General features: G+C 49.8%; 17 protein-coding genes and 1 tRNA gene. 7 read left to right on the top strand and 11 right to left on the bottom strand.

Annotation, left to right across the window (positions count from 1 at the left end; translation table 11 throughout):
• Positions 1-90 precede the first annotated feature (90 nt).
• A complete protein-coding gene (locus tag BP07_RS06260) occupies positions 91-1,149 on the top strand; it encodes a glucose-1-phosphate thymidylyltransferase (protein WP_042687008.1) in 1,059 nt (352 codons plus the stop codon).
• A gap of 1 nt (position 1,150) precedes the next feature.
• Here BP07_RS06260 and BP07_RS06255 read toward each other — a convergent pair whose 3' ends face one another.
• The 4 genes from BP07_RS06255 to BP07_RS06245 are packed head-to-tail and all read right to left on the bottom strand — an operon-like array spanning position 1,151 to position 6,200.
• Positions 1,151-2,359 (bottom strand): glycosyltransferase, encoded by a 1,209-nt coding sequence (locus BP07_RS06255; protein ID WP_042687006.1) that lies wholly within the window; start codon positions 2,357-2,359, stop codon positions 1,151-1,153.
• Between the two features lie 41 nt (positions 2,360-2,400).
• Positions 2,401-4,593: a bifunctional alpha,alpha-trehalose-phosphate synthase (UDP-forming)/trehalose-phosphatase gene (locus BP07_RS06250; RefSeq protein ID WP_042687003.1), complete on the bottom strand. Its 2,193-nt coding sequence runs from the start codon at positions 4,591-4,593 to the stop codon at positions 2,401-2,403.
• A gap of 21 nt (positions 4,594-4,614) precedes the next feature.
• A complete protein-coding gene (locus BP07_RS08860) occupies positions 4,615-4,782 on the bottom strand; it encodes a dockerin type I domain-containing protein (RefSeq protein WP_157203130.1) in 168 nt (55 codons plus the stop codon).
• Entirely contained in the window at positions 4,779-6,200 is a 1,422-nt protein-coding gene (locus BP07_RS06245) for a NosD domain-containing protein (protein WP_042687001.1), read from the bottom strand. Before BP07_RS06245 ends, BP07_RS08860 begins: the two co-directional genes overlap by 4 nt.
• A gap of 505 nt (positions 6,201-6,705) precedes the next feature.
• On the opposite strand from BP07_RS06245, the gene BP07_RS06240 reads away from it, so the two are divergent.
• The 3 genes from BP07_RS06240 to BP07_RS06230 all read left to right on the top strand — a co-directional run bounded on the left by BP07_RS06240 (position 6,706) and on the right by BP07_RS06230 (position 7,578).
• Entirely contained in the window at positions 6,706-7,020 is a 315-nt protein-coding gene (locus tag BP07_RS06240; RefSeq protein ID WP_042687000.1) for a hypothetical protein, read from the top strand.
• A 70-nt stretch (positions 7,021-7,090) separates the two neighbouring features.
• Entirely contained in the window at positions 7,091-7,363 is a 273-nt protein-coding gene (locus BP07_RS06235) for a hypothetical protein (RefSeq protein ID WP_169736258.1), read from the top strand.
• Entirely contained in the window at positions 7,312-7,578 is a 267-nt protein-coding gene (locus BP07_RS06230; RefSeq protein WP_245597070.1) for an integrase, read from the top strand. Before BP07_RS06235 ends, BP07_RS06230 begins: the two co-directional genes overlap by 52 nt.
• Before the next feature lie 422 nt (positions 7,579-8,000).
• On the opposite strand, the gene BP07_RS08415 is transcribed toward BP07_RS06230, so the two are convergent.
• The gene (locus BP07_RS08415; RefSeq protein WP_052353302.1) at positions 8,001-8,402 is read right to left on the bottom strand and encodes a type II toxin-antitoxin system death-on-curing family toxin; all 402 of its coding nucleotides are present in this window, start codon (positions 8,400-8,402) and stop codon (positions 8,001-8,003) included.
• A 51-nt stretch (positions 8,403-8,453) separates the two neighbouring features.
• Entirely contained in the window at positions 8,454-8,717 is a 264-nt protein-coding gene (locus BP07_RS06220; protein WP_042686994.1) for a hypothetical protein, read from the bottom strand.
• Positions 8,718-8,835: 118 nt separating this feature from the next.
• On the opposite strand from BP07_RS06220, the gene BP07_RS06215 reads away from it, so the two are divergent.
• From BP07_RS06215 to BP07_RS06205, 3 genes are all read left to right on the top strand, one after another.
• Complete coding sequence (locus BP07_RS06215) at positions 8,836-9,246, top strand: hypothetical protein (protein WP_157203129.1); 411 nt, start codon at positions 8,836-8,838, stop codon at positions 9,244-9,246.
• Between the two features lie 422 nt (positions 9,247-9,668).
• Positions 9,669-9,740: transfer RNA gene (locus BP07_RS06210), tRNA-Ala, on the top strand.
• A gap of 36 nt (positions 9,741-9,776) precedes the next feature.
• A complete protein-coding gene (locus BP07_RS06205) occupies positions 9,777-11,018 on the top strand; it encodes an RNA-guided endonuclease InsQ/TnpB family protein (RefSeq protein ID WP_169736256.1) in 1,242 nt (413 codons plus the stop codon).
• 87 nt (positions 11,019-11,105) lie between these two features.
• On the opposite strand, the gene BP07_RS06200 is transcribed toward BP07_RS06205, so the two are convergent.
• From BP07_RS06200 to BP07_RS09020, 5 genes are all read right to left on the bottom strand, one after another.
• On the bottom strand, positions 11,106-11,402 hold the full coding sequence (locus BP07_RS06200) for a winged helix-turn-helix domain-containing protein (RefSeq protein WP_052353301.1): 297 nt from the start codon (positions 11,400-11,402) through the stop codon (positions 11,106-11,108).
• A gap of 276 nt (positions 11,403-11,678) precedes the next feature.
• Positions 11,679-12,341, bottom strand: a complete 663-nt coding sequence (locus BP07_RS06195; protein WP_042686989.1) for a hypothetical protein — start codon at positions 12,339-12,341, stop codon at positions 11,679-11,681.
• 4 nt (positions 12,342-12,345) lie between these two features.
• Complete coding sequence (locus BP07_RS06190; RefSeq protein ID WP_169736255.1) at positions 12,346-12,888, bottom strand: DUF4352 domain-containing protein; 543 nt, start codon at positions 12,886-12,888, stop codon at positions 12,346-12,348.
• A gap of 72 nt (positions 12,889-12,960) precedes the next feature.
• Positions 12,961-13,806, bottom strand: a complete 846-nt coding sequence (locus tag BP07_RS09025; protein ID WP_211247074.1) for a type II secretion system F family protein — start codon at positions 13,804-13,806, stop codon at positions 12,961-12,963.
• Positions 13,745-14,614: a type II secretion system F family protein gene (locus tag BP07_RS09020; protein WP_211247073.1), complete on the bottom strand. Its 870-nt coding sequence runs from the start codon at positions 14,612-14,614 to the stop codon at positions 13,745-13,747. Before BP07_RS09020 ends, BP07_RS09025 begins: the two co-directional genes overlap by 62 nt.
• Between the last annotated feature and the right edge of the window lies 1 nt (position 14,615).

Here is a 14,615-nt window from a genome sequence, read left to right as displayed (position 1 = left end):
TGGTGCACGTAGAAAGCAGTGAACTACCCCTATTCGCAAGGGGACTTCCCGCCGACAAAGTTAAAACCCCCACAGTCCAACCCATATACCATGAGGGGTCTTGTGCTCTCTGGTGGGCATGGCACCCGGCTCAGGCCCATCACGTACTCATATCAAAAGCAGCTCATTCCAGTGGCAAACAAGCCCATACTGTTCTATGCGATAGAGGACATCATAGAGGCTGGGATACACGAGATAGGCATCGTGGTGGGTCCCAACAAGGAGCAGGTGATGGACACCGTGCTCTCGAGGGAGTGGGATGCGACAATCGAGTTCATAGAGCAGGATGCCCCAAGGGGCATCGCCCATGCCGTCAAGATATCGCAGGGCTTTCTCAAAGACGAGCCGTTCGTGGTGTACCTCGGAGACAACATCCTGAGGGAGGGCATCACGAGGCACGTGGACGACTTTCTAAGCTCGGGCGTGGATGCGAGCATACTGCTGAGCCACGTGAACAACCCCCAGCAGTTTGGCGTGGCACAGCTCGATGAGCAGGGGAAGGTGATGAGGCTGATAGAGAAGCCAGAGCACCCCCCATCCGACCTCGCCCTCGTGGGCATATACCTGTTCAGGCACGTCATATTCGATGCAGTGCACTCCATAACCCCATCGTGGAGGAACGAGCTCGAAATCACGGACGCCATTCAGTGGCTCATAGACCATGGATACAGCGTGAAGGCGTCAATCGTGGATGGATGGTGGAAGGACACGGGCAAGTCCGAGGACATACTGGAGGCGAACACCCTCGTGCTCGACGACATCCACACCGACATCAGGGGCACTGTGGAGGACGCCATCATCAGGGGGAGGGTGGTGGTGGGCGAGGGCACGGTGCTCAGGGATGGCTCTGTGGTGAAGGGGCCCGCCATCATAGGAAGGGAGTGCACGATATCCAACGCCTACATCGGACCGTACACCAGCATCGGGGATGGGTGCGAGATAGTGGGCACGGAGGTCGAGGGCTCAGTGGTGATGGAGGGGGCGAGGATACTCGATGTGGAGAGGGTCGTGGACAGCCTGATAGGAAGGGATGCCCTCGTGGAGAGGGGCAACAGCCTTCCCAAGGGGCACAGCTTCAAGATAGGGGACAACTCCGTCGTGAGGATATAGCTCACGCAAACTCGCTAAGCAGCCTGATGTGCTCCAAGAGACCCCTCGTGATGAGGAACTTCTCCTTCACAGTCTTCCTGCCCCGCCTGCCCATCTGGGCTGCCTTCTCTGGCTTTTGCATGAGCTCTATCACCCTGTCTGCGAAGCCCTCCACGTCATTGGGTTCCACCAGATAGCCGCTCTTGCCATCCTCTATCTGAAGGGGAATTCCCCCCACGTTGGACGCCACCACCGGCTTTGCCTTCCAGAGCGCCTCAGTCACGGTGAGCCCAAAGCCCTCCCTGAGCGACTTCTGTAGCACCACAGCGGCAGTGCGCTGCAGAGCGTTCACGAGGATGTTGTTCTCACGGGTTATCAGAATCACATCCCCGCTCTTTATCAGGGGCTTTGCCTTCCTCCTCACCTCTTCGTAAATCACCGTGGCCTCTGGGTCGTCCCTTGCCGCAGAGCCGCAGAGCACCAGCCTGCAGTCCATCTCCTCCTTCACGAGCTTGAACACCTCCACCACGCCCATGGGGTCCTTCCACTTGTCGAACCTCGATACCTGTGTGATGATGGGCTTGTCGGTGGGTATGGAGAACTTCCTCAGGTACTTCTTGATAACACTCTCTGGTAGCTCGATGTTCTTGGAGCTCAGCGGGTCGATGAAGGGGTGAATCACCCTCTGCTCCACGGGCAGATCATCGCTCTTGTACTTCTCGTTCGACACCCACACTGCATCGTATCTGAGGATGAAGCTCTTGAGGAAGTCCCACACCTCTGGGTTGGGGTTCGATAGGTCCACGTGGCATCTCCATATCCATGGCTGCTTTTTCTTGTAGAACCGTATGAGGGGCAGGGGCTGGGGGTCGTGCACCACTATGATATCGTGATTTATGTGGGTGTACTGGGCGAACTCCTCGTTTGTCTGCATGTACAGGCTCTTTTTCATCTCGGTGAAGTGTATGTGCTCCCCCTGAAGCGCGTTGTGGAACTTCTTGGTTATCGTGAAGAAGTCCGGAGAACCGTGCAGTATCCTCCAGCCAGTGTCCACACCCACATCATTCATCAGCGATACGCCAGCGCTCAGAATCTCAGCGACACCACCACCCTGATAGGTGGAGTTTATGTGGAGGATGTGCTTTCCGTAGAGCTTTCTTGCCTCCTTGCATATCTCGTATATGACCTCATCCCCCACAATATCCCTGTAGTCTTCTATGTAGCGTCTCATGACACCTTCCTCTCTTAAACGCACATGGTTTATAATGGTTGTCAGCCCTCGTCCTCTATGGCGACAAGCTCCCCGAGCAGCCCCCTCACCTCATGGTGGGAGCCCATGCTGAATCTCGCCCTCGAGAGCCCAAGCCCCACCTTGATGGAGTAAGCCCATGCGGGCAGCACGGCAAACATGTCCTCGTCCGTCCTGTCATCGCCCACAGCGAGAATGAAATCCCAGTCCTCCCAGGACATGCACCGCAGCGCAGACCTGCCCTTGTTGATGACGGCATCCTTGATTTCGAGCACCTTGCTGCCCTCCATCACCCCGAGGTTGAGGTTGGCAGTCATGCTCAGCAGGGCATCCTTCAGCTCCCTTGCCCTTATAGAGGCGAGGCGGGGGTCTGCATTGCGGTAGTGCCACACCAAGGAGAAGTCCTTTTCCTCGATGAACGAGCCAGGAGTCCTGTCCACGTAGAGCTCGAGCAATGGGCGTATCTCTTCCTTCCACTCGCTCCCGATGGACTCTGTCCTCTCCCATTCCTCTCCCTGCCTGACCCACACGCCGTGCTCAGCAATGAGCACCACATCGAGGCTGCCAAACCATGCGTCCAGCGTCGCCCTGCTTCGCCCGCTTATCACCACCACCCTGTTCTTGGGCTCGCGGGACAGGGCATCGAGCAGTCCGAGCAGCTCCTCATCGGGCACTGCCCTTTCTGGTCTCCTCTCGAACGGAACGAGGGTGCCGTCATAGTCCAGCAGTATCAGCCGCCTCTCTGCGGATGCATAATCCCTCAGCAGCCCCTCCCTCACCTCTGGGGTGAGCCTTCGTGCCTTGAGCTCCATCTGCGTTGCTCTGATTGCCTTCAACCCCTCCAGAAACTCGCCTGCCCACCGCCCCACGTCATACCGCCTGAGCCTTGCCTGCATGATTCTGTTGCGCTCCACCTGCTCCTGCTGGGGCATCTCCAGCGCCCGCCTCATGGCATGCACGACCTCCTCCTCACTGTTTGGGTTCACGATGATTGCCTCTCCCAGCTCCTCGGCAGCCCCAGCCATCTCGCTCAGTATCAGCACGCCCCTGCCATCCGTCTTGGAGGCGATGAACTCCTTTGCCATCAGGTTCATTCCATCCCTCAGGGGGGTGATGAGTGCCACGTCAGCGATTGAATACAGCGCAACGAGCCTCTTGAAGGGCAGCCCACGGGACATGTACCAGATGGGAATCCAGCCCATCGTGGCGTGCTTTCCGTTGATGTTCCCCACGAGCTCGTTGACCTTCCTCTTCAGCTGGGCATAGTGCTCCACTCCCGTGCGGGAGGGTACTGCCACCAGTATGAGGGTCACCCTTTCCCTGTACTCTGGATAGCGCTCCAAGAACGCATCGAACGCCTTCAGCCGCTGAAGGATGCCCTTGGTATAGTCCATGCGGTCGATGGACAGGATGACCTTGCGCCCCACAGTCTGCCTGAGCATCTTTTTCGCCTCCCTCTGCACCGCTGGGTCGTGCACCGCACTGGCAAAGCGCTCATAGGGTATCCCCATGGGGAACACATCCACCTTTACCACGCGCTCACCAGCAGTTATCTGCCCAAAGGAGTCCTCATAGCCGAACAGCTGGCGCACGCTCTCGATGAAGTTCTGGGCATAGTGGTAGGTGTGAAGGCCCACGAGGTCGGCTCCCAGCATCCCATCCAGTAGCTCCCTTCTCCACGGCAGCAGGCGGAACACCTCGAACGAGGGGAAGGGAATGTGAAGGAAGAAGCCTATGGTGGCATCTGGGCGCTGCTCTCTGATGAGCTTCGGGAGCAGCATCAGCTGGTAGTCGTGAACCCACACCACGTCGTCCTCTCCCGCCACCCTCAGCACTGCATCACAGAACGCCTCGTTTACCCTCCTGTAGCGCTCCCACAGCTCCTTCTCATACACTGGGTACTGGGTGAAGCAGTGGAAGAGGGGCCATATCGTCCTGTTGCAAAAGCCATGGTAGTAGCCCTCCACGTCGCTCGCCGAGAGGAACACGGGACGGCATCGCTCGTCCTCGAGCCTGCGCTCCAGCTCACATCTTTCGTGCTCGCTCAGCTCATCCAGCGCCACACCGGGCCAGCCAATCCACAGCGAGTCGTGCGCCCTGTGAAAGGCACCGAGCCCGGTGGCAACACCACCCATGCTGGGGTGAAAGCTCAGTTTTTCCCTCCTCTTCTCCACGCTGATGGGCAATCGGTTCGACACTATCAGCAGCCTACCCATGAGATACCCCTTCGATGGCCATCACACACCTCCAGACGATGCCACCCTGTTCCAGTTCAGCCCCACGAGGGCGGCATCCAGTATGTTCACTCTGTCGTCGTTGTTCAGGTCAGCGCCATGGTGGTATCCAGCGGTGCCACGGCGTGCGTTCCAGTGCAGGCCCACCAAGGAGGCATCCACTATGTTCACCCTGCCATCTCCATTTGCATCCCCCCAGCCATGTACACCATCACAGCACGTGTGGTGGTGTTATTGGCACTGCTGTTGTCCACCACGGTGAGGCTCACGGAGTAGGGAAGATACGTGCTGTTGGTCGCATCCCACCTGTAGGCCGAGTAGGTGTGGCTCACATTCTCCCCTGTTGCGTTGGTGCCATCGCCAAAGTCCCATGTCCACGACACGATGGTGCCATCTCTGTCATACGAGTCCGATATGAACCTCACGGGCACCCCGACGTTGTTGATCTCGTGGAGGGTGTGAAAGAGCGCAACGGGTGGAGATGGACCAGCAGGTCTCACGAGTGGGAGGTAGTCCACGTTCAGACCCGCCACGGTGTATGGCGTGTCCCCGAGCCCGTCTCCGTTGGTGTCAGTGCCGTTGTACGTGCTCCAGTAGTTCCCACCAAGATACGGACCTCCGACGATGTTCCTTCCGGGCGTCTTCGTTATGTTCCACCTGTTGAAGCGGGCATCGCTCACATAGGCGTCGTACTGGGAGTGGTTGAAGAGGTTGTTGTAGATGAGGTTGTTGTCGCAGCCAGAGTACAGGTAGATGCCCACGTAGTTGCACCTTATTATGTTCCCCCTGATTGTGCAGTGGTCTGCACCATCCATGAACATTCCACGCCCGCCACCATATGATAGGTTGCCGCTCATGAGCGAGCTGTTTTCGATGGTGTTGTAGTCGGATAAGTAGAGGTATACCTCGCCCTCACCACTGTTGTTAATGAGCGAGCAGTTGGCGATGGTGTTGTGGGAGGAGTAGTCAAGGTATACGCCCTCACCGCTGTTGTGCTGGATTGAGTTGTTGTACAGCGTGTTGTAGTCGCAGTAGTAGTCGAGGCAAACGCCCACGCCGTTCGAGCCCATGTAGCTGTCCGTGATGGTGTTGTGGGAGGAGTAGTACATGTATATTCCAGCAACGCTGTTTGACTCTATGCGGTTGTGCGATATGTTGTGATGCCCTCCACCACTCACATAGATGCCCCGTGCGTTGCCTGTTATCACGTTGTTCGAGATTGTGCAGTTCTGCACCCCTCCAAGATACACACCCGCCCTAATGGCGACGTCCCTTGCCCTCCCTATGGTGAGCCCCGTTATGCTGACGTTGGATGCGGTGATTGTGAACACGTTGTCGCTCTCGTTGGATGCGTTGACAGTTGTGTAGTCTGGTCCGCTATCGGAGGTTATCGTGATGCTCTTGTTCACCACAACGTTCTCGAGATACGTTCCGTTTCTGATGACTATCGTGTCCCCAGCGGTGGCGTTGTCCACCGCAGCCTGAATGGTGGGATATCCATCTGGCACGTACAGCGTGCTCGATGACGCAGTGCCACAGCTGAGTACGAGGAGCAAAGCAGAAAGCAACAGCACAATGATAGCCCTCATATCTCTCCCCTATCTCACTATCGGGCAAAAATATATAATACCTTTGTGGGGGACTGTCTGTGGAGTGTACTCTCACTCTGCCCTCCCATTCTGCCGCCTGAGAAACGCTTATATACTTTGTGTGTACTATTGCCCCTCCCCCCTTGTTGGGTGGAGCCCAGCAGGGGCCCACCCACACCCCCTCCTAATGGGTGGCTTTTCTTACTTCTGATGCTTGACGTGGAATGTGCCACATCACCAAAAGCGCACAGGGCTTCCACAGCTTGAGAACAGTTATATATCAGCAGTGGTGAGGGAAGGTGGCAATGGAGCCCAAGTCTCCGCTGTTGAAGGGCTCGTAGCTCAGGGGCAGAGCGCTGCCTTGTGAAGGCAGAGGCAGATTATGGGCTTCTCTCGCCACAATCGGAGCTAATCGGGCTTCAATCATCCCCATTCGTCCTACAAGAGTTTTTCAAGCAACATAGAGCTGATTTAAAGCAGTACCGCAGAGGGGTGGCTGCGCTCTGTGGAGCTAAACCTCATAGAGCCGTATGAGAGGGGAGAGATTGAGCCCATCACAACCCCCGTGGAGCTTAGCAAGTGGCTGGCTGAGCACAACAAAGACCCATTGGCAAAGGGCTTGAGGGCTTTCTTCAACTATCTAAATTTTTATGAGATTGGAGGGCAGAACTGGGATAGCTGGCTAAACAAGGTGTGGGTGCCATCCTCCAAGCCCAGAGAGGTGCACCTCACAGATAAGGAGGTGTATGAGGGCTATGTGGCAACATACACCACGATGAGAGAACAAGGATACAGCATCAAAGTATCAGCTGATATATGATATGCTGGCGTTTAGCGGTCAGAGGTTTACACATCTCTTAAAGGCAATCTCCCAGCTATCAAGCCTTGATGTGGTAGAGGTAAGGCTGAATGGGAGGCACACAGGCATAAAGAGGGTGAGCATAAAGCACCTCTCAGAGGGCAAGAAGAGGGCTAATGTGCTATACTACCCCACGGTGTGGGAGGATGAGCTATTTGCTCTTGAGAGCTACCTGAACGAGAGGGCAAAGAGGGGCAGTGAGGGCATGGTGAGTGTAGCACGCTCGATAAGGCAGTATATAGCATCAAAAGAGTGGATAGAAACAGAAAGGTGCCAGCAACAAGGGCAGACCCCAACAGCTTGAGAAAATGGCACTATAACGTTATGACGCTAAAGAGCAAGCTGGGCATAAGTGAGGATGTGGCTACCTTCATAGCTGGGCGCTCCCAGAGCGTATCGGGAGAGAGCTACCAGAACAGCATATTAGCAGCCGATGAGGTTTATCCAGATATAGCCTCTTATGTGCTCGCTGTGCTTGATGGCAGGGGTTTTGATGAGTATGGGAACCTCAAGCGCTAACACCCACCCCCTTATTCACCCTACAGGGCATGTTTAGGGGTCTTTAGGTGCTAACATACCTGCCCCCTTGTTGTGAGGGGCTCTGAGTGCTCTCAGTGAGATGGCAAAAACGATAGACGCAAAGGGTTAGGGCTTTTTGATGGGGGTTTTAGCGTTCTTGGGCACCTCATCCACAAAAACAGGTCTAAACCTTAGGCTGGAACTTTTCCACCCTGACCCACTCCCCCTCTGGCAGCTTCTCAAGGTTCTGGACTGTTGAGCTTTACTTTCTTCATGCTCACAGCTTCGCAAGCTCCTTCATGAGTGCGTCTCTTTTCTTCAAACACTCATCCACGGTTCTTCTCCAGAGCCTTCTCAGCTCCTCCTCTTTTTTTAGCTCAATCTTCTCGGCCATCATACTCTTTTTCCATTCCCCTCTATATCTACCTTTTCTTGGCTACATTGGCTTTTAGCCATGCCACAATCCTATCCACAGACCACCCCTCTATGGCGACAGAAAGAACAAACTCTTTCACCTCATCCGAGGGGGCAACCAGCTCATAGCCATAGCAATCAAGAAGTGCCTCAGTGATTGCCAGCCCAGTTCTCTTGTTGCCGTCCACAAAGGGATGACCACATACTATGCCCCTTATGAGAATGGCAGCCTTCCAGATAACACTTTTCTTGGGGTGGCTCCTTACCCATCCAGTGGCAAACTCAAGCTCACTTCTGTTGAGTATGCCCTTCTCCCCACCATACTTTCTGATGATTTTATTGTGTGTCTTTACTATCTCAGCTACATCTATGATGGCATCAATAGTGGGCTCATCTGTTCTTTTCTTCACTCTCTCAATAGCCTCCCAGTGGAACTGATGCATTGGATTAGAAGAACTTTATCAGCCCTCGTGCTCTGCCTTAAGCCTCTCCATCACCCTCTCACACCGCCTTGCGAGGGTGGGGTTTCTGCTCTTGTTCCACACCCTCAAGAGGTTCAGCCGCCTTATGGTGGTGGCATAGCCGTCCCTTCTCACCATCCTCCTTGCCACCTTGAGCAGCCTCTCAATGCTTGAGAAGGCACCCTGTGGGAAGGCACCGCTCTTGAGCTGGATGGTCTTGCACCTTCTCCTCTTCTTTCCCACACAGATTTTAGCCTGTGCCATGCCACCACCTCAATGCAATATCCCTGATGTGTCTATGCCAAGCAGCCCCCCGATGATGGCAATGGTGGCTATCACGATGCGCTTTAGCCATTAGTGTAGTAGTATAGTATCACGGTTAGTGGATAGAAGGATGAAAAAGGAGGAGAGAAGGAGAATGGTAGAACATCACCTCCGAAAAAAGGTAGAAAATTCTACTCAGGTAGAAAAAGAGTATAAGGCTATCAAAATCCCCTCATACCTGTATGATGAGCTCTCAAGGTTAAAGGCTGCCACAGGGGTTAAGACCTATGGCAGGTTGATTGCAGAGCTGCTGGCTAAATCAGAGATAGACCCCACAAGGGTTGCAGAAAGGAAGATAGAACAATTAGAAGGAGAGATAGGGGAGCTTGTGCCACATGCGTATGGTGCTATATCTCAGGCTCTCGTGCTGTGCAGGTGGGCCATTCGCATGGATAGGGCACAGTGTGAGAGGCTCCAGATGGAACTTTTGTCTTTGCTGAGAGAGCTGAGGAGGGAGGCTGATAGATGAAGCTCTACCTATTCCAGCACCCCGATACATCTGTTCCTCAAGGAGCGATATGGCTCAAAGCCATGTGAGCACTGTCGCTTTTACAACAGTGGGTGTGTGCTCAAGGAGCCAGAGGTGTGCCGTTAGCGTTATCTCATTTCTGCAAACTTTTCCAAAAATGAGAAAGACTAAATAGGCATAGTGCATAACGGGGTTGGGTGCTGTGGTTGGCAAGGCTCAAGACCTCCCACAAGCCCTAAATAAGATAAGGTTATGCAAGGTTGCATAAATTATGCAAAGCACCAATCAACAAAAACCGCATGACGGCGAGCTATACCGAACAACACTCTACCTCGATAGGCGGATGGTCGAGGCTCTAAAGAGCGAGGGGTATAACATCTCGAACGTTGTAAGGGGCTTGCTGCATGCGTTTTTGTGTGAGCGGGCTCGTAGCTCAGGGGCAGAGCGCTGCCTTCGCAAGGCAGAGGCCGCGGGTTCAAATCCCGCCGAGTCCATCACTATTTTGAAAGAATCTGGATATCGGTGAGGCCTTGAGAAAGACTGTGTTGCTTAACTGTTTGCCTTTAACTGCCAATAAACGACAAATTCTCAACAGCTTCTTTGACGAATACCTTAGAGTCCTCAACCTTACTCTTGAATACTTACCGAACGCCAAATCCTCTACGGAGTTACACCATTTAACATACTCAAACATACGCAAAACCTCCTTCCTTCCATCTGACGTTGTTCAAGAAGCCCGTAAGGATGTTTGGGCTAAAAGAAAGACTATTAAGAAAGGATTTAAGCGATGCTCCATCAGACTTAACAAAAGATGGTTTAAGTTCTTTGAAACTGAAAGATGCACACCTTGCTTTAGAATAACTTATTCTCCTCGCAAGAGCTTTGTAATTCCTATCAAGCGTGATAATGGATACAATAGATTCAAAGATTTCCTTAAGGGTGGGTGGGAAACCAAATCTATTTGTTTGCTTAACGGCAAGATTGCTGTTTCTATTGAAAAGGAATACCCTGAACCAGTTAACGATAGAAGGTATGTTGTGGGGGTTGATATTGGTTCTACTACTCTTGCTGCTGTAACGGTTTTCGACAGCCAGACATCTAAGGTGGTTAAACAGCTTTACTTTGGCAGAGATGTAGCTGTTAGGCAGAGAAAGTATGAGGAGAGAAGAAGTAAACTCCAACATCATGCTGATAAAGGCTCTGAAAAGGCCAAGAAATACCTTAGAAGACTTAAACGCAAACAGAGAAACTTTGTTAAGACAAGAAGCGGGCAGATTGCTAAGGTGATTGTGAATCTTGCTCTTAAATATAATGCTTCTATCGCCATTGAAAAACTCAGGCTTAGGGCTACAAAAGGTGAAGTTGGAAAGAATGGAAGAAAGAAGATTAACAGAATTCCTTACGCACAATTCAGAGATTTTCTTAAGAGTAACTGTCTTAAATACGGAGTTCCTTTTCAAGAAGTTGATGCTTACCACACTTCGAAGTGGTGTCCACACTGCGGTGCAGTGAATAGCGGACACGATTCTAGAAACTATGCCTTGTATAGGTGTAAGAAGTGTGGTATGGTTGTGAACAGTGATAGAAAAGCCTCGCTGGCTATCGCTGTAAAATCTCTCCTGGAGCGGACATCTCAAGGTCTCACCAACTCTTGTTTTGTCCAGATTTCCAGGAGGAGAGTAGCTGTAAACCTGCTCGTTCGTCCAGATGAAGGGGATTTGAGTGGTGCTGTGCATCTTACTCAACCTCTGATGGAAAGCCCCCTGCGTTAGCTGGGGGTAGTTTACTCCCTCAAAATTCACAGCGCGCCCCACCTGAGATGTGCAATTCAAATCTGATTACAATAAAAAAAGAAAAAATTACTCAACAATTATAATAAATTTTTCAAGAATTGAAACAAGCTTTTTGCCCTTCTCAGTCAATGCATAACTGCTTGCACTTTTCTCGACAATTTGCAATGATATTAAAGATTTTAAGTGCCTATTAAGAATGCTTGGGTTCAAATGGGTTTCAAACATCAACTGAGAAAAACTCTTTGGACTTTTTTCTATGTTGAGAAGAAGGGGGACGACGCCGTTTCTCGAGATAACTTTTAAGATTTCCGCCTGTTTTTCACCCCATCTTGTTTCAAACGTTGTCCTCTCGCTCGCCCTCACCTTACCACAACCATTAATGAATAATATATCTCATAGCAACACTCGGCAATATATTAGAGTTTCGGAAATAGAGTTCTATTCCCGCTTCCCAATTACTGCCTGTAAATTATTATAGGAACAAAACATGCTAAACAAAAAACAATATCAACATGATACGACGACCTCTTTTTGTAAAATTCACATTTCGAGGGAAGTCCTCATTAGTATCCTCTGATCGTCGCAGCAGAAGACTTTGTATATAAAAAAGAGAGCCAAAAGGAGATGTAAAACTTAGATTCAACTTAGAGATTTGAGTCTTCTAAGGGCTTCATTTAGTTCATTTTCAAGCTCATTAACATCAAAATTCTGACCCTTAAGGTCTCTCAGCAAATCTATTTCCTCTTCCTCTTTGACTTCAACTTCCTTTGCTATTGACGCTATTAGATCATCTTCCTCATCGAATTCTATTTTTTCGCTCTCTGTACCCTCCTCTTCTTCACTCACCTCTATGCCAAACCCAATATCGACATCACTTGTATCAACTTCGAGATCAGAATTTAACTCAGAAGGTAAATCTGGCATGTCCGGAACGTGTGGAAGACCATCAGCCTCAAGAGATAGCTCTTCACTTATACTCATTCTATCGGCCGTTTGCATTTCATTCAGTAAATCATCGCTCACTTCAACATTTTTAGATGCAAGTTCTTCCATTTTATCCAATTCTTTATCCTCCTCCCGGTTTTCTTTGCCTTTACTAACTCCAGCCGAAACAACCTCTTCAAGCTTTTGATCTATTTCCTTCATTTTCTCCTCAGTTTTCTTTCTGCGTATGGAAGATAAGAGGGGCAAACTCAACTTTATCCTTGGAGAATTACCCCCACTTTTCACCCTATCGTATATGTAAGATGTTGCAATCACAAAGATTGCAAAAACCACACCAACAAGCATTTCAAACTCCATGGTATCACCTCCTTATATGCCAAATAGCCCATTTTGTTTTGAAAATGTCAAACATCGCTCTAAAATCTGCGATTGATCCAAAACAATATGCTATTTTGATATCGGTCTCGTTCTCAGGAATTAGGAACGCTATCTTCCCACCGGCACTTTCCCCTTTTTGGAGTTCTTTGAATTCCATAGCATCTTCAAAAGAATGAGTTAATATATTGTACGGGTAGATATTCCCCTCACCGTCAACCACAATAAAATCATGGGCAGTTGGATAGAGCGTTTTATTTCCATTGTTCTTTATTAAAACTTCAGCAACAATAAATTCACAGTTTTGGGGCGCAATGCCAGAATATCTATCTATAGGTCCAAATGTTTTAAAGTCTTGGAGATTTTTTGTAAACCAAACGTTCTTTACTGCCACATCGATTCCATCAACTTCTGTGGATTCTCCAATTTCAAGAGCTATCTCTTTTGGTGGTAGTTTCGGTCTGGCATCTGCAGTGAAATTTCCTATAGCTGTCATGTTTTCCAAACTGCTCAGATCTTTTATTGGCAAGTCTCCTACACAACCACAAAATAGCAAAACAACAAATAAGCACGCACATATATACATAAATGTCTTCATCCCCTATCCCTCCATTTCTACAAGTGATGGTAAGCTGAATGCCCATTCAACAACCTGCGGGACAACAACCATGAGGACTCCAGATATGATAAAAAGAATGCACGCATAATATATATACATATATTTCCCACCACCTTTGACAACGTTTGCAGCAATCGTGTTAGCCAGTGTGAGGGAGAGAATTATAAAGAGGGTGTACTGGCTTAATAGTTCTGTTGGAACGCTACCAAAAATTCCAATGTTTAACCCCTGCAGCCCACCAGGCAATTTGTCAACAACATTAGACATGCTGCCAATGCCTGACAACTGGGTAGCATATAACATGGAGATATACTGAGTAAATATCGTCAGAATCTGAGTTATAAAGAGTAATAATCCAACCATTGCCATGTGGAGTGGTATAATCAAGCTCACAAAGCCAGACGAGATGAGGTCTCTCTTCAACCTGAGCAAAACCATTTCGAGGTTTGAAGAGCTTACTACCTCTCCAACTGTATCAGCATCTCCCCCAAGATCTGTCGCATCAATAAAAATGCTTGTTAGCTTTTGTATCAGGTAACTCCCACTCTCACCAACAAACTTCTCCCAGCACAGTCTTGGATCGAGATCCATGGACAATCTTCTGTAAAGCTGGAGAACGAGATCTTTTAGCTCGCCAAGATTTTTCTGATCTATTCTACTCAAAGCCTCTGCAACCGAAACGCCAGCACCGGATTTTATCACTCCAAGACTTCTTATGAATGTTGTAAAAGCCTCATCCCTCTTGCTTATCCTTTTGTCATCCATCCTACCAAGTATCGCAATTGGTAACATGATTGCTCCAGCTAAAATAAATCCTGCCCCTTTCATATCGATACTTCCGTATTTGAAGTCCGGATTTGCTGCTGGTATTATTGCTAAAAACACCAAGGCTGCAAATGCCGCTGGGATTAGGATGGGGGATAGTTTTTGATATTAGCGTCTGTTCTCTCGATTTTATGTGAAAATCATGAACCTTCCTGTCTTTCGGCACAGCTTTAAAAAGCATTCCAACACCAAATGCATAGATTACAAAGTTTGAGAGAGCTGCCCCATAAAGCGTTGTTGCCGGATCGCCTGACTGATAGATTATTACGGAAAGAAGAATTACAACAGAAATGAGTGATGCAGAGACGAGAATTGAGGTATAAGCGTCGGTCCATTTTCTTAGACTTTCAAGAGCTCTCTCATACTCATCTTTTCTGATCGTCTTGAAAACCTTCCACTCTCTATCCAGAAACTCTCTATCCGGCTCCCCCGCTGATATTGCATCTGAGAACCTGTTGAATAATTTCCTCAGCCTCTCATGCTCCACTTTCTCTGCAATAAGGTTGCATGCAGTTGCGTAATCATAATACCATTTTTGCGTGAGATCTCTAATTTTCTTGAAGTATTTACTTGGAGCATATTCTTCCTTTTCAGCAGCCATTTCAAATATTTTGTCTCTGCTAAGCTGGGCGGTAGAAAGAGAGGCCATATAGGTGAGTGTGAACAGTAAATCATTGTCCATTAGAAGTTCTTCCTTGGTTTTCCTGAATCTCTCTAATAATCCTGCCCCTCTTTTTGCCTCCTTATCAGTCTCTTTTTCTGTCCTTTTTCTGAAGGAAAACTTTGGGAGTTTTAACGTCGGATACTCCACT

This window comes from Methermicoccus shengliensis DSM 18856 (genome assembly GCF_000711905.1).
GTDB lineage: Archaea > Halobacteriota > Methanosarcinia > DSM-18856 > Methermicoccaceae > Methermicoccus > Methermicoccus shengliensis.
Note: the sequence above shows the minus strand (reverse complement) of the source record. Positions and strands in the feature narration are given on the sequence as shown.